A 21,098-nucleotide genomic window follows, 5' to 3' on the forward strand; every position below is an offset into this window, starting at 1 on the left:
GCGCCCGCCGCCGGCGCACCTTCCGCAGCAGCCGTCGCCAGCACCGCGGCCCGGATGTCGTCCAGCAGCGGGGCAGCGGCCTGCCCCTCGCGTACCGCCGCCGTCACGCGCCGCGCGCACGGCGCGCAGGACTCGACGTGCTTCTCCAGGGACCAGGCGTCCGTCTCGGGGGCCGTGCCGGCCGCGTACCGCCGGGCGAGGTGGTCCGCCACATGCCAGGTCGTCATGCCGTGCCTCCCAGGGGGCCGCTCTCCACGACCAGGCGGTCCAGCGCGGCGCGCAGCTCGCGCCGGGCCCGCAGCGCCCGGCTCTTGACCGTGCCTTCCGGTATGCCGAGCAGCCGGGCGGCCTCACGGGTCGTCAGCCCGTCGACGACCGTCGCCCGCAGGACCTCCCGCAGCTCGGGCGAGATCCGGTCGAGCGCGGCGCCCACGTCCCCGTACTCCAGACCGGCCAGGACCCGGTCCTCGGCGGACGGCGCGGGAGCGGTCCAGCGCGCCCCGTCCGCCCGCTCGGCCGCCGCCGCGCGCTCCGTACGGCCCCGAGCCCGCTGCGCGTCCACCAGGCGGCGGGCGGCGATGACCCAGAGCCAGCCCCCGGCCTCGGCGCCCCGGTGGGCGCCGGCCGAGCGCCGGACCGTGAGGAAGGTGTCCTGGACGACCTCGCGCACGGTCTCGGCGTCCGGGCAGCGGCGGTTCAACCGGGCCAGCAGCCAGCCGGAGTGCCGGTCGTAGAACGCGGCCAGGGCGGCGGTGTCCCCCTGGGCGACGGCGCGCAGCAGCGCCTCGTCGCTCCGGTCGTCCCCCGAGGGATGCAAATGACTCACACCCCCTCTATCGCGGACCGGGCGCCGCGCGGTTCACGCGCGGCGCCCGGTCCGGTGTCCCCGTCCCTCAGGGCCGGGGCATAAGCACCTCGCGCAGGCGGTTGATCTCGGTGTGCCAGGGGCCCTCGTCCGTTTCCTCCCAGAGCTCCAGGGGCTCCGACGGTTCCGTGAGGACCCGGTCCAGCGCCTGGAGCGCCAGGCCGCGCAGCGCGGTCAGGTCCGGCAGGGGCTCGTCCGGGCCGTACGCGGAGTCGACGGGCGCCCCGCCGGGGCACTGGGCGGCGACCAGGGCGGCCGCCGCTATCGCCTCGTCCGCCACGTCCGAGTCGAGGTAGTCCACCGTCTCGGCGGTCTCGGCGAGCGCGGCCCGCACCTTCTCCGCGCGCTCCTTGGGCTCGGCGTCGTCGAGACCGCCGCACCAGTCCGCCGCGGTGTCGTTGTCGAAGGGGCCGACGTCCCACGTACCCATGTGTTTCTCCCTGCCGATCGTTCCGGTGCACGCATCGTGACAGGCGCCACTGACAACGGCCGTGGCGCCTGATCGCTCAGAGCGAACAGGGGTGGGGGAACATCTGGCGGCTCACAAGCATTGAGTCTGCATAGCTCAACTTGCCTGCCGAAGGGGAGATCATGGCTACTGAGTCCAATGCCGTCACACCGCTCACCCTGCCCGTGCTGCCGCTCGACGACGAGGTCGTCCTGCCGGGAATGGTGGTGCCGCTGGACCTGTCGGACAGCGAGGTGCGCGCCGCCGTGGAGGCCGCGCAGGCCGCCGTGCGGGAAGGCGGGGGCAAGCCCGAGGTGCTGCTCGTCCCGCGCGTCGACGGGACGTACACCGGGATCGGGGTCCTGGGGACCGTGGAACAGGTGGGGCGGCTCTCCGACGGCGATCCGGGCGCCCTCATCCGGGGCCGCGACCGGGTCAGGATCGGCGCGGGCACCAGCGGGCCGGGGGCCGCGCTCTGGGTGGAGGGCGTCCGGGTCGACGTGTCCGTCCCCGACCCCCTCCCCGGAGCCGTCGCCGAACTGGTCAAGGAGTACAAGGCGCTCGCCACCAGCTGGCTGAAGAAGCGCGGCGCCTGGCAGGTCGTGGACCGGGTCCAGCAGATCGAGGGCGTCTCCGCGCTCGCCGACAACTCCGGGTACAGCCCCTTCCTCACCACCGCCCAGAAGGTGCGCCTGCTGGAGACGGCCGATCCGGTCGCCCGGCTGAAGCTCGCCATCCAGTGGCTCAGTGAACACCTCGCCGAGCAGGACGTCGCCGAGACCATCGCCAAGGACGTCCAGGAGGGCGTCGACAAGCAGCAGCGCGAGTTCCTGCTGCGGCGTCAGCTCGACGCCGTGCGCAAGGAGCTGGCCCAGCTCAACGGCGACCCGGAGGACGAGTCCGACGACTACCGGGCCCGCGTCGAGGCCGCCGACCTGCCCGCGCACGTCCGCGAGGCCGCGCTGAAGGAGGTCGACAAGCTGGAGCGCGCCTCCGACCAGAGCCCCGAGGGCTCCTGGATCAGGACCTGGCTCGACACCGTCCTGGAGCTGCCCTGGACCGTGCGCACCGAGGACGCCTACGACATCAGGGGCGCCCGGGAGATCCTGGACGCCGAGCACGCCGGCCTCCAGGACGTGAAGGAGCGCATCACCGAGTACCTGGCGGTGCGCAAGCGGCGCTCCGACCGGGGGCTGGGCGTCGTCGGCGGCCGGCGCGGCGGGGCCGTGCTGGCCCTCGTCGGACCGCCCGGTGTCGGCAAGACCTCGCTCGGGGAGTCCGTGGCGCACGCCATGGGCCGCAAGTTCGTCCGCGTCGCGCTCGGCGGGGTCCGGGACGAGGCGGAGATCCGGGGCCACCGGCGCACGTACGTCGGCGCGCTGCCCGGGCGCATCGTCCGCGCCGTCAAGGAGGCCGGTTCGATGAACCCGGTCGTCCTGCTCGACGAGATCGACAAGGTGGGCTCCGACTTCCGGGGCGACCCGGCCGCCGCCCTCCTCGAAGTGCTCGACCCGGCGCAGAACCACACCTTCCGGGACCACTACCTGGAGGTCGAGCTGGACCTCAGCGACGTCGTCTTCCTGGCCACCGCCAACGTCCTGGAGGCCATCCCGGAGGCGCTGCTCGACCGGATGGAGCTGGTCAGGCTCGACGGCTACACCGAGGACGAGAAGGTCGTCATCGCCCGCGACCACCTGCTCCCGCGCCAGCTGGAGCGGGCCGGTCTGGAGGCGGGCGAGGTCGGTCTCGACGAGTCGGCGCTGCGCAAGCTGGCCGGCGAGTACACCCGTGAGGCCGGGGTGCGGAACCTGGAGCGGTCCGTCGCCCGGCTGCTGCGCAAGGTCGCGGCCCAGAGCGAACTGGGCGAGCGCGAGCTGCCGTTCACGGTGGGCGCGGACGACCTGCGCGGGCTCATCGGCCGCCCGCACCACGTGCCCGAGTCCGCCCAGGACCCGGCCGAGCGCCGCACCGCGGTGCCGGGTGTGGCCACCGGGCTCGCGGTGACCGGGGCCGGCGGGGACGTCCTGTTCGTGGAGGCGTCGCTGGCCGATCCGGAGACCGGGGCGTCCGGCCTGACCCTGACCGGTCAGCTCGGTGACGTCATGAAGGAGTCGGCGCAGATCGCGCTGAGCTTCCTGCGGTCGCACGGCGCGGAGCTGGAGCTGCCGGTCGCGGACCTCAAGGACCGCGGCGTGCACATCCACTTCCCGGCGGGCGCGGTCCCCAAGGACGGCCCCAGTGCCGGGATCACGATGACGACGGCGCTGGCCTCGCTGCTCTCCGGGCGGCAGGTCCGTACGGACGTGGCCATGACGGGCGAGATCTCGCTGACCGGGCGCGTCCTGCCGATCGGCGGGGTGAAGCAGAAGCTGCTGGCCGCCCAGCGTGCCGGCATCACCACCGTGGTGATCCCCAAGCGGAACGAGGCCGACCTGGACGACGTCCCGGCCGAGGTGCTGGAGACCCTGGAGGTGCACCCGGTCAACGACGTCCGCCAGGTGCTGGAGATCGCCCTCGCCCCGGCGGCGGCCCCGGCGGAGCGGAGGGTCGTGGCCGCGGCCTGATCCGGGCGCCCGCGCGTGACCGGCCCGCCTCCCCTGCCGCGAGGGGAGGCGGGCCGCCGCGTGCGTGCCGGGTCAGGGGCGGTAGATCGTGCCGGGCTCGGGCTCGGCGGGCGCCATCAGCTGGGGGACCGTCACGAAGGTGTAGCCCTCCTTCTTCAGCGCCTCGATGATGCCCGGCACCGCGGGCACGGTGCCCTTGTAGATGTCGTGCAGCAGGATGATGCCGTCCTTGCTCGCCTGGTCGAGTATCCGCTTCTTGATCAGCGCGGAGTCGTTCGTCGAGTAGTCCTTGGCGGTGGCGCTCCACAGGATCTGGGAGAGCCCGAGGTCCTTGCTGATGCCGGAGACGGTGTCGTCGGTCCGGCCCTGCGGCGGGCGCATCAGCCGCGGCTTCTTGCCGGTGATCGCCTCGATGGCGTCCTGCGTCTTCTCCAGCTCGGCGCGTATCTCGGCCGGCTTCTTGTCCGTGAGGATCTCGTGCGACCAGGTGTGGTTGGCGATCTCGTGGCCCTCGGCCGCCAGCCGGCGGACGGTGTCCGGGTGCTTCTTGACGTGGTTCTTGCCGAGCAGGAAGAACGTCGCGTGGACCTTCTCCTTCTCGAGGATGTCCAGCAGCCGGGGAGTGTCCTCGCCCGGCCCCGCGTCGAAGGTCAGCGCTATGCACTTGGCCTTGCGGCAGTCCACCGGACCGAACGCGCCCTTGGCGTCGGCACCGGCGTCCGCGCGGGCCGAACCGGGCGCGGTCGTCTCCATCGAGCAGCCGCTCAGCGTCAGCGTGAGGGCTGTCACAAGGGCAACGGCCAACCCCGTCCCGATCGACTTCGTCCTACTGGGCACGGCGGGCCTCTCCCTCGTGTAGTTGGTCGCACTGGTGTACGACGTGGAGCGACGACTATACACGTGGGGTATACACGGAGTTCATAGCGGGGGGAGGCGAAGGCTCGGGGAATGCCGGTCCGGCCCGTGGACGCGGTGAAGCCCGGCAACCCTTGCGGTCACCGGGCTCCGGGGAGGGCGGGAGCGCCGCCGCTATCCGTTGGCGAGCGCCTGTACGCGGTCGAGGGCACCGTTGAAGTGATTGTGGTCACCCACCGTCGGTCCGGACGACGTGTACTGCCACATCGTGTAGAAGCCCCAGCCGGCCGGAAGCGTGCCGACCGTCGAGCTGTAGCGCGCCACCCACAGCGGGTTGGTGGTGCCGAAGCTCGCGTTGTTGCCCGTGCAGGTCTGCCACCAGCTGGTCGCGGTGTATATGACCGCGTCCCGCCCGGTGCGCGCCTTGTAGGTGTTCACGAAGTCGCGGATCCACGCGACCATCTGGGACGCGCTCTTGCCGTAGCACTGCGCGCCGTACGGGTTCCACTCGATGTCCAGCACGCCCGGCAGGGTCTTGCCGTCCCTGGACCAGCCGCCGCCGTGGTCCACGAAGTAGTTGGCCTGGGTGGCGCCGCTCGTGGTGTCGGGCGTGGCGAAGTGGTACGCGCCGCGGATCATCCCGACGTTGTACGAGCCGTTGTACTGCTGGGCGAAGTAGGGGTTGGTGTAGTACGTGCCCTCGGTGGCCTTGGCGTAGGCCCACTTGACGCCGCTGTTCCAGAGGGTGGACCAGGCCACGTTGCCCTGGTGGCTGCTGACGTCCACGCCTTCGGTCTGGGTGACGAGGCTGCGGGCGGGCAGGCCGCCCTGGCCGTCGTGGGCGACCACGCCCATGCCCATGGTGGCGGTGCCGCGGGCCGGCTTGGCGGGGTCGCCGCCGGCCGCGTTCGACGCGCCGGGCAGGGCGATGAGGAGGGAGAGGGCTGCGAGGAGGGTGCCGGCCGCGGCGAAACGTGAACGGCGGGCCTTGGAACCGGATCTGTGCACGGGCATTGCGTGCCTCCGAGTCTGGGTGGGGGGAAGCTGTCTCCGTGGGGGGATACCGCTGACCGTGGGGCGCCGTACGGCGGCCCCGGAGGCATGTCATGGTGTGAACATGCCACGTATGACGCTACGCACGTAGACCCGCTCGCGGAAGGGGGTCCGGGCTGTGCCGTTGGTCTAATCCTGCGAAATACTGGCCGAGCTGCGGCGATGACCGGCGGCGAAAGAAATTTTCACCGGCAGGAAAGCTCAAGAGGGGTGTTGACGTGCACGGGAGCGAAAGAGGGAGTGAACCCGGCGCAACCGGAGGAAGTGGTGTGGACCACGAATTCCTCGCCCTCGAACGCGAGTTGGCCGTCTTCCTGCGCCGCGCACGGGCCAACTCCGGGGAAATGGCCCGCGAGGTGCATCCGGAGCTGGAGGCCGCCGCCTACGGACTCTTCGTCCGCCTGGAGTCCGCCGGCCGTCAGCGGGCCACCGACCTCGCCGCCTACTTCGGCGTCGGCAAGGCCACCATGAGCCGTCAGCTCCGCGCCCTGGAAGCCCTCGGCCTGGTGGCGCGCGAGCCCGACCCGGCCGACGGCCGCGCCTTCCTCGTCCACCTCACCGACGAGGGCCTGGCCCGCTTCCGCAGCGTCCGCGACGCCCGCCGCGACCGCTACGTCCGCAAGCTCGCCGACTGGGACCGCGCCGAGGTCGCCGAACTGGCCCGGCTGCTGCACCACCTGAACGCCCGCGCCGAGGACTGAGCGCCGCACCCGGCCGGGCGCACCGCTCGTTCCGGGTGCGCCGGGAGGGCGGCGGCGCGCCTCACAGGCGTACGTGGACCGCCGTGGCGTCGTCGTGCGTCTTGCCGCGCAGCCGCTCACGCTCCGTGTCCGCGGTCTCCAGGGCGCGGACCCGGTCGATCAGCCCCTGCGGGCCCTCCTTCTCCAGGACCCCGAGGCAGGCGGCCCAGTCGCCCTCGCCGAACATCTCCGTCCAGCGGCTCGCCCCGTCCGTCATCGCAGCCAGCGCCCGCACGCCGGCGCGCGGGACCTGCCCGGCGACCGCCCGCTCCGCCACGGCCGGGTCGGCGGCGGCCGTGAAGAACCCGCCCTCCTTGTTGCGCGCCCGGGCGTCCGCCACCGCGTCGGACACCAGCAGCTCGGGCGCCAGCCGGTCGAGCCGGTCGTCCAGCACGGCGCGGACCTCGCCGCCGGGTGACTCCAGCAGCAGCACCGAGTCGGACAGCACGAGGTACTCCACGGCGGCCTCGTCCCAACGCACCACGACCACCGTCGCCTGCGGCGTACGCACGTGAGAAAGGTCACACAGTGAACCGTGGGCGTTTGCGGTGCGCCGGATGGACTCCGCGAGGATCTCCCGCAGGGTCAGATCCCGCCGCGAACCGGACAGTTCGACCAGGGCCCCGCCCAGTCTCGCGGTGAACCACGGAACCGAATGCACACACCCGTCGTCGCCCCGCGGCGGCGTCACGCCGTCGAGGAGCACCAGCCCGCCGCCCCGGCCGGAGGCGGGGAGCACCGAGGCGGTCCAGTCCTCGTTCGGGCGATCGGGGGCGCCGGCGGCGGTCGCGAGTTCGATACGCATGCGTTCAGTCTGCACGACGCCTTCACCGCACCTGCATCCTGCGGGGATTGGTGCGTACCAGCAGGTCAGGGGCCCGGCCGGGCGGAAGCGGTGGCTCCGCCCCCGGATGCGGGCGGGCATCCTGCCAAAGCGGGCGCCGAAGTTCCAGCCGGTGTCCGCACATGACTCCGGCGCGCGCCAGGAGAACTTGTTCGCCAACTCGGGATTGATGTTCACTCGTTCAGGTGGCGGAGCGGTTGATGCGCGCCCCCTCCCCAAGAGCGCTGGAATGGTCGGAAGCCGTACCAGGGGGCGGGGCGCTCGTTCATGTGACCGTGCGTCACCTCTGCTTCAAGGGCGGACGAGTCAAGATTGCGAGCACCGGTGCAGAAGAAGCGGCCTCGGAGCAAGGGCGGCAGCAACAGCGGTTCCGGGGCGGCGCCGACGACCCCGGCCGAGGGCGGTCGCACCGTACGCGTCCGCAGCCGGCTGGTCGCGGGCGTCGCCGTCGTCGGGATCACCGTCATAGCGGCGGGGACACCGGCCGTGCTCGCCGCCTCGGCCGACCTCACCGACTCACAGCACCTGGTCACCCTCGCCGAGCTGAACCGGCAGGCCATCTCCCTGGCGCACTCCCTCGCCGACGAGCGCGACGAGGTCACCGTGTACATCGCGGGCGGCCGGGACGGCAAGCCGGGCGACGGGGGCGCCCGGGTCGACCAGCAGGTGGACGAGATCCGCGAGGCGGCCCCGCCGGACCTGCTGCGCGACCTGTCCACCATCCCCTCCCTGCGCCGGGACGCCGTCAGCGGCAAGGGCACCGCGCTGGAGGCCCACCAGGCGTACTCCGAGGTCATCGCCAAACTCAACGGCCTCGCCGACACGCTCGCCCGCGACACCCCGCCGCGCGCGGCCGACGGCGCCCGCACCCCGCGTGCCCTCGGCCGGGCCACCGAACAGGCGTCCGCCACCCGCGGGCTGCTGCTCGCCGCGCTCGCCGTGCCCCGGCCGGAGCCGGCGCCGCCGCGGATCGACCCGTTCACCGGGCTGCCCGTGCAGTCGCAGGACGAGGGCGAGACCAAGGAGGACCGCACCCGCGACGCGCTGAGCGCCGCCGCACAGCGGGCCAGGGTCGGTGAACTCGCCGCGCTCGCCGAGTTCGACCAGTCCGCCGGCGCCACCGCCCGCGACAAGCTGTCCTCGATCGTCACCGGCCCCGAGGTCAACAGCGCCGAGAAGTACCTCGCCGAGCTGACCGACCGCCCCGAGCTGTCCGGCTCCGACCTGAAGGTCAGCGAGAAGAAGGTCGCCGCCGCGCTCTCCGCCCGCGTCGACCGGATGCGTTCCGTGCAGTCCGCGCTCGGCACCACCCAGGTCCAGCGGCTGGAGCAGCTGCGCGACGACGACGTCACCGCCCTCGAACTGCGCATCGCCCTCCTCGGCGGCTGCCTGCTCGTCGCCGTCGGCGTCTCCACCGCCGTCGCCCGCACCCTCACCCAGCCGCTCGCCGTGCTGCGCATCGGAGCCGCCCGGCTCGCCGCCGAACCGGCCACCGCCGAACCGGTCCGCTACACCGGCCGCAACGACGAGTTCGCCCAGGTCGTCCGCTCCCTCAACACCCTGCACGGCCAGTCGCGGGACCTGCTCCGGGACCACGAGGAGCGCGCCGGGAAGCTCGCCGCCGAACGCGCCGGACTCATCGGCGAACGCGAGAAGCTCGCCGCCCGCCGCGCCGAACTCCAGGCCCACACGGCCGAGCTGACCGCCGAGCTGGAGAAGCTGCGCAACACCGTCCACCACACCTTCGTCAACCTCTCCCTGCGCACCCTGGGCCTCGTGGAGCGGCAGCTCGGCGTCATCGAGTCCCTGGAGGAGCGCGAGCAGGACCCGGAGCGCCTCGGCACGCTCTTCAAGCTGGACCACATGGCCACGGTCATGCGCCGGCACAGCGAGAACCTGCTGGTCCTCGCCGGCGCCGAGCACGGACACGGGCATCCCGGCCCGATCCCGCTGGTGGACGTCCTGCGCGCCGCCGTCAGCGAGATCGAGCGGTACGAGCGGGTCACCATCCAGTCCCTCCCGCCGCACGCCCAGGTCGCCGGGTTCGCCGCCGACGACCTCAGCCACCTGGTCGCCGAACTCCTGGAGAACGCGACCTCCTTCTCGCCGCCCGACTCTCCCGTCCAGCTCTCCGGCTGGCTCCTGGAGAGCGGCGAGGTGATGCTCTCCGTCCAGGACGAGGGCATCGGCATGTCCGCCGTGCGGATGGGCGAGCTGAACACCCGTCTCGCCGACCCGTCCCTCTTCGAGGCCGGTGAGCAGAGCGCGGACGGTGCCGGGCTCGGCCTCCGGGTGACGTCGCTGCTCGCCGCGCGGCACGGCGTACGGGTGGAGCTGCGCGAGCAGAAGGGGAACGGGATGACGGCGGTCGTCGTACTCCCGGAGGCCCTGCTGCCGAAGGTGCCGCCGGCCGCGGCGCCCCCCACCGTCACCGCGCCGGGCGAGGCCCCCGCGCTCCGCCTGCCGGGCTCGGACGCGGAGGCCAACTCCAACACCCTGCCGGGACGCGCCTCGGAGTCCTCGGACGACCCGATGATCGCGGCGGCGGAGCGGGTACTCGCCCAGGCGGAGGCGAAGCCGGCCGAGGCCCCTGCGGCGACCGAGGCCCCGGAGGTCCCGGAGGCCCCTGTGACCCTGGAGGCCCCGGAGGCTTCCGAGGCCCCTGACGCCCCCGAGCAGCCCGAGGCCGACGCTGCCGTGCCCGGACAGCGGCGCGGCGGGCAGGACGACTACCGCACCGAGCAGTTCGCCTTCATCGAGGAGCCCGACGAGGACTCCGAGGACGTCATCGACTGGCTCAAGTTCACCGAGAGCCGCAGCGAGCGGCGCGAGGAGGCGCGCCGCCGGGGCCGCAACCGCGTCGTCGCGCTGATCGTCGTCGGCGTCCTGGTCGTCCTCGGCGGCGTGGGCTACCTGTGGTCGGCGGACAAGCTCCCCGGCACGTCGGGCGGGGACGAGAAGGAGAACACCGCGACGACCGGCCCGCAGCGCCGCGACGTCATCGTGGTGCACCTGCACGACACCAAGCGCGGCGGCACGTCCACCGCGCTGCTCGTGGACAACGTCACCACCAAGCAGGGGACCACGGTCCTGCTCCCCAACTCCCTCGCCGTCTCCGACGAGGACGGGAGCAGCACCACGCTCGGCAAGTCGGTCGACGACGACGGCACCTCCGGAACCCGCGAGGCGCTGGACAACCTGCTCGGCACCGACATCAGCGGGACCTGGCGGCTGGACACCCCGTACCTGGAGAACCTCGTCGACCTCGTCGGCAACGTCGACATGGACACCGACACGGCCGTGCCCGGCGCCAAGAAGGGCTCCGGCGACCTGGTGAAGAAGGGCGAGAACCAGACGCTCAGCGGCCAGATGGCCGTCGCGTACGCCACGTACCGCGGGCCCGGCGAGGCCGAGGCCAAGCAGCTGATGAGGTTCGGGCAGGTCATGCGCGGGGTCCTGCGCAAGATCTCCGACGACCCCAAGGCCGCCACGGTCACCGTCCAGACGCTGGCCCAGATCCTCGACCCGTCGCTGCCCGAGAAGGACCTCGGGGCGTCCCTGGCGAAGCTCGCCCAGCACGCCAAGCTCGGCGACTACAAGACGACGCTGCTGCCGGTCCAGGAGGACGGCACCCTCAGCGACGCGGCGACCCGGAGCGTGGTCAAGGACATCCTCGGCGGCGCGGTCAAGGCACCCGCGGCGGACGGGGTGGTCCGGGTCGGCGTCAAGAACGCCACGGGCGACTCCGAGGGCACCGAATCCGCCCGGGCCAAGCTGGTCAACGGCGGTTTCGCCTTCGTCAACAGCGGGAAGACCGGCGCGGCCGTCTCCTCGCAGGTGATCTACGCCGAGGCGGCCGACAAGGAGAAGGCGGTCCAGGTCGCCAAGACCCTCGGACTGCCGACGAGCACGGTGAAGCAGGGCAAGCCGGCCGGGAACGCGACGGTCTCCGTCCTCCTCGGCCAGGACTACAAGATCGGCTGACCGTCCGGCGGTCTCAGGAGGTCCGGGCCCGCACGGCCCGGACCTCCGGCCGGCGGCCCCGGACATATCGCTGCGTGGCCCCCGCCTTCCCCGTGAGACCCTAGAGAACAATCCGACCGACGACGAAAGCTTGCCTGTGACCGCCACGGACCGCTCCATCGAGCTCATCAACGCCGCCGCCCAGGCGGCCGCCGACCGGCTCGCGCACGACATCATCGCCTACGACGTCAGCGACGTGCTGTCGATCACCGACGCCTTCCTGCTGGCCTCGGCCCCCAACGACCGCCAGGTCAAGTCGATCGTCGACGAGATCGAGGAGCGGCTGCTGAAGGACCTCGGCGCCAAGCCGGTCCGCCGCGAGGGCGACCGCGACGCCCGCTGGATCCTCCTCGACTACGTCGACATCGTCATCCACGTCCAGCACAGCGAGGAGCGCGTCTTCTACGCGCTGGAGCGCCTGTGGAAGGACTGCCCGGAGATCGAGCTGCCCGAGGACGCCGTGCGTACCCGGGGCAAGGCCGCTGAGCACGCGCAGCTCAACGGTGGCACGGAAGGTGAGCAGAGCTGAACGGCAGCAGGAGCGGCAGGGGCCGCAGGATCGTCCTCTGGCGGCACGGCCAGACCGCGTGGAACCTGGAGCGCCGCTTCCAGGGCTCCACGGACATCGAGCTGACCGACACCGGCGTCGCGCAGGCCCGCCGGGCCGCCCGGCTGCTCGCCTCCCTCCAGCCGGACGCGATCGTCGCCTCCGACCTGCGGCGGGCCGCGGCCACGGCCGCCGAACTGGCCGCGATCACCGGCCTCGACGTGACGCACGACGCGGCCCTGCGCGAGACCTACGCGGGCGCCTGGCAGGGGCTGACCCACGAGGAGATCGTGGAGCGGTACGGCGAGCAGTACGCCGCCTGGAAGCGCGGCGAGGCCGTGCGGCGCGGCGGCGGCGAGCTGGAGACCGAGGTCGCCGACCGGGCCGCGCCCGTCGTCCTCGCCCACGCCGGGAAGCTGCCCGACGACGGCACGCTGGTCGTCGTCAGCCACGGCGGCACCATCCGCACCACCATCGGCAGGCTGCTGGGCCTGGAGGCCCACCACTGGGAGGGGCTCGGCGGTCTGACCAACTGCTGCTGGTCCGTGCTGGGCGAGGGCGCCCGGGGCTGGCGCCTGCTGGAGCACAACGCCGGCACCCTGCCGGAACCGGTGCTCGGCGACGACACCTGACCCCGGCGGGGCGGGCCCGCCGCGGACCCTCTCCAGGGCTTCCCCGGGCCGCGGGGGCCGGATTTCACTTTCCGGCTGGTCACAGGCTAAAGTTCTTCTTGTCCGCAGCGCGAGAGCGCAGGGAAACACAGCGGACAGCGGGGCTATAGCTCAGTTGGTAGAGCGCTTGCATGGCATGCAAGAGGTCAGGAGTTCAATTCTCCTTAGCTCCACAATCGGAAATCCCGTCCCCAACAGGGGGGCGGGATTTTTCCTGTGCGTACAGTCACGCTCGGGCGTCCTGGCCCCTGCGGTACTCCCGCAGGACGGCCAGCAGCTCCCGGCTCTCGTCGTCGGCCGGGGTGTACGTCACGATCCGGCACTCCGGCAGCCCGTTGATCGCCAGCGACACCGAGGTCATCCGTATCTCACCGGCCACCGCGTAGTGCCGGAAGGTCTTCACGCGCCGGCCCGGCGGGACCACGTCCCCGCTGCGCCACAGCTTCGCGAAATAGGGGCTCGCCTCCGACAGCGCCTCGATGAACGTCTCCCACGCGGGCTCGCCCACATGGCGCCCGTAGCCGCTGCGCAGCGTCGCCGCCATCAGGGGCAGCTCCTGGGCACGGTGCACGACCGGGCAATCCTCCTCCGCGTACGTGAACAGCGCCCAGAGCGCGTTGCGCACCCGGGTGCCCTCCATCAGCGGCACGCCGAACAGGTCGCGGTAGCCGGGGTTGGTCGCCAGCACGTCGTAGCGGGCGTTGTAGACGACGGAGGGCAGCGGGTCCAGCGCGTCGATGACGCCCTGGATCTCCTCGCCGACTTCGACGACATCGGACTCCCGGCCCGGCAGGTAGGGCACCCCCGCCAGCTCGTAGAGGTGCTCGCGCTCCGGCGGGTCCAGCCGCAGGGTCCGCGCCACCGCGTCCAGGACCTGCGAGGAGGCGTTGATGGGGCGGCCCTGCTCCAGCCAGGTGTACCAGGTCACGCCGACACCGGAGAGCTGCGCGACCTCCTCGCGGCGCAGACCCGGCGTGCGCCGCCGTAAGCCGGGCGCCATGCCCACGTCCGCCGGGGCCACCCGCGCCCGCCGGCCCCGCAGAAAGGCGGCCAGCTCCGGCCGCCTGCCCGGCGCAGGCTCGCGCCCGCCCGTCCGCCGCTGTCTCGTCAACGTCGTCACGCCCCCATCGTCGGTGCTGCGCCCGGGTGTTGCCAGGTGCTGCCAATACCAGCATCGACGGGCTCTCGTTACCCGTATACGCGCGGCACCAGCCTGGAGCCCATGACCGCGACCACATCATCGACGGCCTCACGCTCCGTCACCATGAGAACACCCGGCACCGACAAGACCCCCGGCCGCCTGCTCGCCGTGGTGCTGACGGCCCAGTTCATGGCCATGCTCGACATCTTCATCGTGAACGTCGCCGCCCCGACGATCCGCACCGAACTCGACGCGTCCGGGGCCCAACTGCAGCTCGTGGTGGCCGGATACACCATCGCGTACGCCGTCCTCCTCGTCGCGGGCGCACGGCTCGGCGGCCTGCTCGGCCACGGCCGCGCCCACCTCGCCGGACTCGCCCTCTTCACCGCGGCCTCGCTCGCCTGCGGACTGGCGTCCGGCTCGGGGCAGCTGATCGCGTTCCGGGTGATCCAGGGAGCGGGCGCCGCGGTGATGATCCCGCAGGTGCTCAGCCTGATCCAGCGGCACTTCACGGGGCCGGCGCGGGTCCGCGCGATCGGCGCCTACAGCGCCGTGCTGGCCGTCGGGGCCGCCGCCGGGCAGGTCGTGGGCGGGGTGCTGGTGAGCGCCGATCTGTTCGGCGCGGGCTGGCGCCCGGCCTTCCTGGTCAATGTGCCGATCGGGCTGGTCCTGCTGGTGGCCGGCGCCCGCGTCCTGCCGGGCGAACCGCGCACCACGGCGGCCCGGCGCGAGGCGCGGGCGCGCGGCTTCGACCCGGTGGGCCTGGTCGTGCTGGCCGTCGGCGTCACCCTGCTCACCGTTCCGCTGGTGCTCGGGCAGGAGCTGGGCTGGCCCGCCTGGACCTGGATCTGCCTGCTCGCCTGCGCGGTGGTCCTCGCCGGCTTCGTGGCGTACGAGACGCGGCTCGCCGCGCGGGGCGGCGCGCCCCTGATCGCGCCCCGCGTGCTCCGGTTGCCCGGCATGGCCGTGGCGTCGGTGCGCATCCTGCTGGTGATGGCGGCCAACGCGGGCTTCCTGTTCACGCTGACCCTGCACCTCCAGGGCGGTCTCGGCTACACGCCGCTGCGCGCCGGGCTGATGTGCGGGCCGACCGCGGTGGCCTTCGGCGTGGTGGGGCTGACCTGGCGGCGATGGCCGGCCCGGCTGCACAGGGGCATGGTCCCCGGCGGTTTCGTCCTGGTGGCGGTCGGGAACGCGCTGATCGGCCTCGCGCTGCGGAGCGGCTCGGGCGGGGGCGCCGCGCTGTACACGGGTTTCGTGCTGCTGGGGGCGGGTATGGCTCTCGCGTTCAGCCCCAACCTCGCGGGCGCCCTGGCCGACGTACGGCCGCAGGACGCCGCCGACGCCAGCGGTGTGCTGGTGACCGTGACGCAGCTCGGTCAGGTCATCGGCGTCGCCACCATCGGCACCCTCTACCTCAACCGCCTCGGTACGCCGGGGCCGCAGGGTTCGGGGCACGCGCTGTGGGTCTGCTCACTGGCCCTGGCGGGTGCCGCGTGCGCGGGCGCGGCGGCGGGGCTCGTACGGCGGCGGACGGCGACTCACGCGGGCTGACCCCCTTCCTGCGAGGTCATGGCAGAATCGGACCGCCGGAGGGGGCGACGGACCGAACGGGAGGGTGTGCGCAATGCCTGGGAGCCGCCACGAGGTTCCGAAGCCGCCTTTCGTCCGCCGGGGCCGGTGCTGATCCATGGGTGCTCACAGGCGGAAGTGCGACTGGTGCGGCAGCGGTACGCCCATCGTCAGGGACATGGACCCGGTCAACGCGGACTACCAGTACTGGTGCGAGGAGTGCGCGCGGGCGCTGGTCATAAAGGGCGACCCCATCGAGACGTACCGGGAGCTGGAGGGGGAGCCGATCTACGGCCGCCTCCTCGAGGAGCACTGCACGCTCAAACGCTTCTACTCCTTCGCCACGGCCTGACCGCTTCCCCTCCCGAGGCGGGCGAAAACCGGACGGACCGGAATCGATTTGGTGGACAGCCGGGAGGACCGGTACTGTTCTCGATGTCGCCAGGGAGACCGGGCGGCACAACGAGGGGCTATAGCTCAGTTGGTAGAGCGCTTGCATGGCATGCAAGAGGTCAGGAGTTCAATTCTCCTTAGCTCCACAGTGAATGGAACGGCGGGCCATCCGAATCGGATGGCCCGCCGTTCTGTGTGCGCAGGCTGCCTGTACCGGCCACTGCCCAGGGGGGAACCGGCTCGGTGCGGTACCCTGACGCCATGCGTGCCGTAGCCCTTCTGCTTAGCGAGCCGCGCTGACCAGTCCCGACCGGTGAGAACGCCTGGTCGGCATCAGCGCGGCGTCCCCTCCTGTGCGAGGGGATTTTTCGTTTCCCAAGGACGTGCGTCCGTGGACGTGGATGCCGGCAGATGACGACCAATGGAGCTTTGAGGATCATGAGCGAGACGAATTCCGCAGCCGACTCCGCTGCGCCGCACCGCTACACGGCGGCGATGGCCGCCGACATCGAGGCCCGCTGGCAGGACTTCTGGGACGCCGAGGGCACGTACGAGGCACCCAACCCGACCGGTGACCTGGCCGGCGACCCCGAGCTGGCCGCCAAGCCCAAGCGGTTCATCATGGACATGTTCCCGTACCCGTCGGGCGCGGGGCTGCACGTCGGCCACCCGCTGGGGTACATCGCCACCGACGTCTACGCCCGCCACCAGCGGATGACCGGGCACAACGTCCTGCACACCCTGGGCTTCGACGCGTTCGGCCTGCCCGCCGAGCAGTACGCCGTGCAGACCGGCACGCACCCGCGGGTCTCCACCGAGGCCAACATCGGGAACATGAAGGCGCAGCTGCGCCGGCTGGGCCTGGGCCACGACAAGCGCCGCTCGTTCGCCACGATCGAGTCCGAGTACTACAAGTGGACCCAGTGGATCTTCCTGCAGATCTTCAATGCCTGGTACGACACCGAGGCGGACCGGGCCCGGCCGATCGCCGAGCTGGTCGCCCAGTTCGAGAGCGGCGAGCGCGCGACGCCGGACGGCCGTGACTGGAGCGCCCTGAGCGCCGCCGAGCGCGCCGACGTCCTGGGCGAGTACCGCCTGGCCTACGCCTCCGACGCGCCGGTCAACTGGTCGCCCGGCCTGGGCACCGTCCTGGCCAACGAGGAGGTCACCGCGGACGGCCGCTCCGAGCGCGGCAACTTCCCCGTCTTCAAGGCCAAGCTGCGCCAGTGGAACATGCGCATCACCGCCTACGCCGACCGGCTGCTGAACGACCTGGACGGGCTGGACTGGCCCGAGGCGATCAAGCTGCAGCAGCGCAACTGGATCGGCCGCTCCGAGGGCGCGCGCGTCGACTTCCCGGTGGACGGCGCGGGCAGCGTCACCGTCTTCACCACCCGCCAGGACACGCTGTTCGGCGCCACCTACATGGTGCTGGCGCCGGAACACGAGCTGGTGGAGCGGATCATCCCCGCCGCCTGGCCCGAGGGCACCCACCCGGTCTGGACGGGCGGCCACGCCACCCCGGCCGAGGCGGTCACCGCGTACCGCAAGCAGGCGGCGGCCAAGTCCGACGTCGAGCGGCAGGCCGAGGCCAAGGACAAGACCGGCGTCTTCACCGGCGCGTACGCCACCAACCCGGTCAGCGGCGAGCAGATCCCCGTCTTCATCGCCGACTACGTCTTGATGGGCTACGGCACCGGCGCGATCATGGCCGTACCGGCGCACGACGCCCGTGACTTCGCCTTCGCGCGCGCCTTCGAGCTGCCGGTGCGCTGTGTCGTCGAGCCGTCGGACGGCCGCGGCACGGACGCCTCCACGTGGGAGGACGCCTTCGCCTCGTACGACGCGAAGCTGGTCAACTCCGCCAACGACGAGATCTCGCTGAACGGCCTGGGCGTCGCCGACGCCAAGGCCCGCATCACCGAGTGGCTGAAGGAGCGCGGCGTCGGCGAGGGCACCGTCAACTTCCGGCTGCGCGACTGGCTGTTCAGCCGCCAGCGCTACTGGGGCGAGCCCTTCCCGATCGTGTACGACGAGGAGGGCATCGCCCACCCGCTGCCCGAGTCGATGCTGCCGCTGGAGCTGCCCGAGGTCGACGACTACTCGCCGCGCACCTTCGACCCGGACGACGCCGACACCCAGCCCGAGACCCCGCTGTCCCGCAACGAGGACTGGGTCAACGTCACGCTGGACCTGGGCGACGGCGCCGGCCCGCGCAAGTACCGCCGCGAGACCAACACCATGCCCAACTGGGCCGGTTCCTGCTGGTACGAGCTGCGCTACCTGGACCCGAACAACTCCGAGAAGCTGGTCGACCCGGCGATCGAGGAGTACTGGATGGGCCCGCGCGAGGGGCAGCCGACCGGGGGCGTCGACCTGTACGTCGGCGGCGCCGAGCACGCCGTGCTGCACCTGCTGTACGCCCGCTTCTGGTCCAAGGTGCTGCACGACCTGGGCCACATCTCCTCCGCCGAGCCGTTCCACAAGCTGTTCAACCAGGGCATGATCCAGGCCTTCGTCTACCGGGACAGCCGCGGCATCGCGGTCCCGGCCGCCGAGGTCGAGGAGCGCGACGGGGCGTACTACTACCAGGGCGAGAAGGTCTCCCGCGTCCTGGGCAAGATGGGCAAGTCGCTGAAGAACGCCGTCACGCCCGACGAGATCTGCGCCGAGTTCGGCGCGGACACGCTGCGCCTGTACGAGATGGCCATGGGCCCCCTGGACGTCTCGCGTCCCTGGGACACGCGCGCCGTCGTCGGCCAGTACCGGCTGCTGCAGCGGCTGTGGCGCAACATCGTCGACGAGGAGACGGGCCAGGTCACCGTCGTCGACACCGAGCCCGGCGAGGAGACGCTGCGCGCCCTGCACAAGGCGATCGACGGCGTCGGCGCCGACATGGCCGGCATGCGGTTCAACACGGCGATCGCCAAGGTCACCGAGCTGAACAACCATCTGACCAAGGCGGGCGGCCCGCTGCCCCGCACGGTCGCCGAGGCCCTGGTGCTGCTGGTGGCGCCGCTGGCCCCGCACATCGCCGAGGAGCTGTGGCACCGCCTGGGCCACACCGAGTCCGTCGTGCACCAGGACTTCCCGGTGGCCGACCCGGCGTACGTGGTGGACGAGACCGTCACCTGCGTGGTGCAGGTGAAGGGCAAGGTCAAGGCGCGCCTGGAGATCTCCCCGTCGATCACGGACGCGGAGCTGGAGGCCCGGGCCCTGGCCGACCCGGCCGTCGTCGCCGCGCTGGGCGGGGCGGGCATCCGCAAGGTGATCGTCCGCGCGCCGAAGCTGGTCAACATCGTCCCCGCCTGAGGGACTTTTCCCGGCTGAGGGCTTTCCCCTACGGGCAGGTTGGGGGTTCCGACGGAACCCGCAGCCTGCCCGTTCCGTTTACGGTGGAGAGGACCGGCGCACGGGTGCCGGAGGCCGACACACCACCGAGGGGCGCTCATGGAAGCCGTGATCCTGATCCTGGGGCTGCTCGTCGTCGCCTTCATGGCCCTGGGCGTCTACGCGACGGTCAAGGTCGTCGGCGCGGCCCGGCGCGGCGTGGACCGCACGATCACCCAGGCCAGGCGCACGGTGGAGGACACCACGCTGCGGGCCAAGAGCTACGGGCAGCCGGGCGTCGGCGGCGAGCTGGCGCAGCTGCGCCTCTCGCTGCGTACGTCGATGCGCGCCACCCAGGACGCACTGCGGGCCGGCGTGACCGAGGACGCCTCGCTCGCGGAGTCCCTCAGCCTGTTCGACCGGCTGAGCGTCCACGGCCGCGAGCTGGACGAGGAACTGAAGGCGCTGGAGCACGAGCCCGACAAGACGACGGTGGCGTCCCGGCTGCCGGGCCTCAAGGAGCGCACCGAGCAGATCACCCGCTCCGCCGACGCGCTGCGCTGGGCCGCCAGGGACCGGGCCCGCAAGTTCGCGGACGACGACCTGTCCACGCTGAACGCCCAGATCGACATGGAGGCCGGGGCCCTGCGCCACTGGGACACCGCCGCACGGGAACCGGCGGGGGAGGCACGGTCGCAGAACCCGGGCGCGGACGCGGCACCCGGCGAGCACGAGCGGCGCACGGCGCACCAGGAGCGGCGGCCGTCGCCGGAGGCCATCACGGCCCGCGACCCCCGGCGGAACACCACCTACCCCTGGCAGAAGAACGCCCGGCCCGAGACCTCCAACTGACCGCCGCCGCAGGACGTGCGGGGGCGGAATGCCGTCGGCCCGCCGCTGCGGGTAACCTCCCGCTCATGTCCCGCCATGTCGCGATCGTCACCGATTCAACGGCCTACCTGCCACCCGACGCGATGCGGCGGCACGGCATCACCGCGGTACCGCTCACCGTGGTCCTGGGCGATCAGGCCCTGGAGGAGGGCACCGAGATTTCGGCGCGCTCCCTGGCCCTGGCCCTCCAGAAGCGCCGCTCCGTGACGACGTCCCGGCCCAGTCCCGAGGTCTTCGCCGCCACCTACCGGGCGGCGGCCGAGGCCGGTGCGAGCGGCATCGTCTCGCTCCACCTCTCCGCGGAGTTCTCCGGTACGTACGACGCGGCGCTGCTCGCCGCGAAGGACGCCCCGGTGCCGGTGCGGGTGGTGGACACCGGCATGGTCGCGATGGCCCTCGGCTTCTGCGCCCTGTCCGCCGCCGAGACGGCGGAGGCGGGCGGAAGCCTCGACGAGGCGGTCGCGGCGGCCGAGAAGCGCGCCTCGGCGACCGCCGCCTACTTCTACGTGGACACCCTGGACTATCTGCGCAGGGGCGGCCGGATCGGCGCGGCGCAGGCCCTGCTCGGCTCGGCCCTCGCGGTCAAGCCGCTGCTCCAGCTGGACGGCGGCCGGATCGAGCCGCTGGAGAAGGTACGGACGGCCTCGAAGGCCATCGCCCGGCTGGAGGAGATCGTCGCCGAACGCGCGGGCGGCGCGCGTGTGGACATCGCAGTGCATCACCTGGCGGCGCCGGAGCGGGCGGAGGGCCTCGCCGAGCGGTTGCGGGAGCGGGTGCCGGGGCTGGTGGACCTGCATGTCAGCGAGGTGGGCGCGGTGATCGGGGCGCACACCGGGCCGGGGCTGCTCGGCGCGGTGGTCTCGCCGCGCTGACACGGGGCGGCCGGGGTGGCCCGGGGCGGCTGGAGCGGAGCCGGGGGCGGCTGGGGTGGCCAGGGGGCGGCGTCGGGGCAGGAGGCGGGTCGGGTGTGCCGCTGCCGCTCACTCGTCGGAGTGGGGGAGTTATCCACATTCCGGTGGTCGTCCACCGAAATCGGCTGTGCTCAGCGGGTTTTGACGTGATTGCCTAGCGTCGCCCGCATGGCTTCCCGATCACATCGTGCAACCAGCGGACCCGGCGGACCGGGTGCCGGCCCCGGGCGCGCCCCGGCTTCCGACGGCC

Annotated in this window: 17 protein-coding genes and 2 tRNA genes; 12 read left to right on the forward strand and 7 right to left on the reverse strand. The window is 72.4% G+C overall.

The window, feature by feature from the left end; translation table 11 throughout:
* The 3 genes from MHW47_RS16110 to MHW47_RS16120 form a co-directional block, all read right to left on the reverse strand.
* On the reverse strand, nt 1-227 hold a 227-nt coding region (locus tag MHW47_RS16110), incomplete at its 3' end, for a zf-HC2 domain-containing protein (RefSeq protein WP_239223925.1).
* A complete protein-coding gene (locus MHW47_RS16115) occupies nt 224-826 on the reverse strand; it encodes an RNA polymerase sigma factor (RefSeq protein ID WP_239223926.1) in 603 nt (200 codons plus the stop codon). The genes MHW47_RS16110 and MHW47_RS16115, both read right to left, overlap by 4 nt.
* Nucleotides 827-893: 67 nt before the next feature.
* Nucleotides 894-1,295: a DUF4259 domain-containing protein gene (locus tag MHW47_RS16120; RefSeq protein WP_239223928.1), complete on the reverse strand. Its 402-nt coding sequence runs from the start codon at nt 1,293-1,295 to the stop codon at nt 894-896.
* A gap of 161 nt (nt 1,296-1,456) precedes the next feature.
* Here MHW47_RS16120 and lon point away from each other — a divergent pair, with 161 nt between their 5' ends.
* Nucleotides 1,457-3,877, forward strand: coding sequence for an endopeptidase La (lon, locus tag MHW47_RS16125; protein ID WP_239223930.1), 2,421 nt, complete (start codon nt 1,457-1,459; stop codon nt 3,875-3,877).
* A gap of 72 nt (nt 3,878-3,949) precedes the next feature.
* Here lon and MHW47_RS16130 read toward each other — a convergent pair whose 3' ends face one another.
* A complete protein-coding gene (locus MHW47_RS16130) occupies nt 3,950-4,630 on the reverse strand; it encodes a polysaccharide deacetylase family protein (protein WP_239223947.1) in 681 nt (226 codons plus the stop codon).
* A gap of 276 nt (nt 4,631-4,906) precedes the next feature.
* On the reverse strand, nt 4,907-5,746 hold the full coding sequence (locus tag MHW47_RS16135) for a lysozyme (protein ID WP_239223932.1): 840 nt from the start codon (nt 5,744-5,746) through the stop codon (nt 4,907-4,909).
* 257 nt (nt 5,747-6,003) lie between these two features.
* Here MHW47_RS16135 and MHW47_RS16140 point away from each other — a divergent pair, with 257 nt between their 5' ends.
* Nucleotides 6,004-6,486 carry a MarR family transcriptional regulator gene (locus MHW47_RS16140; RefSeq protein WP_239223934.1) on the forward strand — a complete coding sequence of 161 codons (483 nt, stop codon included), beginning with the start codon at nt 6,004-6,006 and terminating at the stop codon, nt 6,484-6,486.
* A 61-nt stretch (nt 6,487-6,547) separates the two neighbouring features.
* Here MHW47_RS16140 and MHW47_RS16145 read toward each other — a convergent pair whose 3' ends face one another.
* Nucleotides 6,548-7,330, reverse strand: a complete 783-nt coding sequence (locus MHW47_RS16145) for a protein phosphatase 2C domain-containing protein (RefSeq protein WP_239223936.1) — start codon at nt 7,328-7,330, stop codon at nt 6,548-6,550.
* A gap of 363 nt (nt 7,331-7,693) precedes the next feature.
* Between MHW47_RS16145 and MHW47_RS16150 the strand changes: the two genes are divergently transcribed.
* The 4 genes from MHW47_RS16150 to MHW47_RS16165 all read left to right on the forward strand — a co-directional run bounded on the left by MHW47_RS16150 (nt 7,694) and on the right by MHW47_RS16165 (nt 12,783).
* A complete protein-coding gene (locus MHW47_RS16150; protein ID WP_239223938.1) occupies nt 7,694-11,353 on the forward strand; it encodes a nitrate- and nitrite sensing domain-containing protein in 3,660 nt (1,219 codons plus the stop codon).
* A gap of 136 nt (nt 11,354-11,489) precedes the next feature.
* Complete coding sequence (gene rsfS, locus MHW47_RS16155; protein ID WP_239223940.1) at nt 11,490-11,921, forward strand: ribosome silencing factor; 432 nt, start codon at nt 11,490-11,492, stop codon at nt 11,919-11,921.
* On the forward strand, nt 11,918-12,571 hold the full coding sequence (locus tag MHW47_RS16160) for a histidine phosphatase family protein (RefSeq protein WP_239223948.1): 654 nt from the start codon (nt 11,918-11,920) through the stop codon (nt 12,569-12,571). The genes rsfS and MHW47_RS16160 overlap by 4 nt, the downstream gene beginning before the upstream one ends.
* 139 nt (nt 12,572-12,710) lie before the next feature.
* Nucleotides 12,711-12,783 (forward strand) — tRNA-Ala (locus MHW47_RS16165).
* Between the two features lie 53 nt (nt 12,784-12,836).
* On the opposite strand, the gene MHW47_RS16170 is transcribed toward MHW47_RS16165, so the two are convergent.
* Entirely contained in the window at nt 12,837-13,730 is an 894-nt protein-coding gene (locus MHW47_RS16170; protein ID WP_239223942.1) for a helix-turn-helix transcriptional regulator, read from the reverse strand.
* Nucleotides 13,731-13,874: 144 nt separating this feature from the next.
* Here MHW47_RS16170 and MHW47_RS16175 point away from each other — a divergent pair, with 144 nt between their 5' ends.
* The 6 genes from MHW47_RS16175 to MHW47_RS16200 all read left to right on the forward strand — a co-directional run bounded on the left by MHW47_RS16175 (nt 13,875) and on the right by MHW47_RS16200 (nt 20,809).
* The gene (locus MHW47_RS16175; protein WP_239223949.1) at nt 13,875-15,305 is read left to right on the forward strand and encodes an MFS transporter; all 1,431 of its coding nucleotides are present in this window, start codon (nt 13,875-13,877) and stop codon (nt 15,303-15,305) included.
* A 136-nt stretch (nt 15,306-15,441) separates the two neighbouring features.
* Nucleotides 15,442-15,675, forward strand: a complete 234-nt coding sequence (locus tag MHW47_RS16180; protein ID WP_111331746.1) for a hypothetical protein — start codon at nt 15,442-15,444, stop codon at nt 15,673-15,675.
* Nucleotides 15,676-15,789: 114 nt separating this feature from the next.
* Nucleotides 15,790-15,862: transfer RNA gene (locus tag MHW47_RS16185), tRNA-Ala, on the forward strand.
* Between the two features lie 292 nt (nt 15,863-16,154).
* Nucleotides 16,155-19,028 carry a leucine--tRNA ligase gene (gene leuS, locus MHW47_RS16190; protein ID WP_239223944.1) on the forward strand — a complete coding sequence of 958 codons (2,874 nt, stop codon included), beginning with the start codon at nt 16,155-16,157 and terminating at the stop codon, nt 19,026-19,028.
* A gap of 138 nt (nt 19,029-19,166) precedes the next feature.
* Nucleotides 19,167-19,898: a hypothetical protein gene (locus MHW47_RS16195; protein WP_239223945.1), complete on the forward strand. Its 732-nt coding sequence runs from the start codon at nt 19,167-19,169 to the stop codon at nt 19,896-19,898.
* Between the two features lie 65 nt (nt 19,899-19,963).
* Nucleotides 19,964-20,809, forward strand: coding sequence for a DegV family protein (locus tag MHW47_RS16200; RefSeq protein ID WP_239223946.1), 846 nt, complete (start codon nt 19,964-19,966; stop codon nt 20,807-20,809).
* Nucleotides 20,810-21,098: the final 289 nt, after the last annotated feature.

The organism is Streptomyces sp. OfavH-34-F, from assembly GCF_022347745.1.
Lineage (GTDB): Bacteria > Actinomycetota > Actinomycetes > Streptomycetales > Streptomycetaceae > Streptomyces.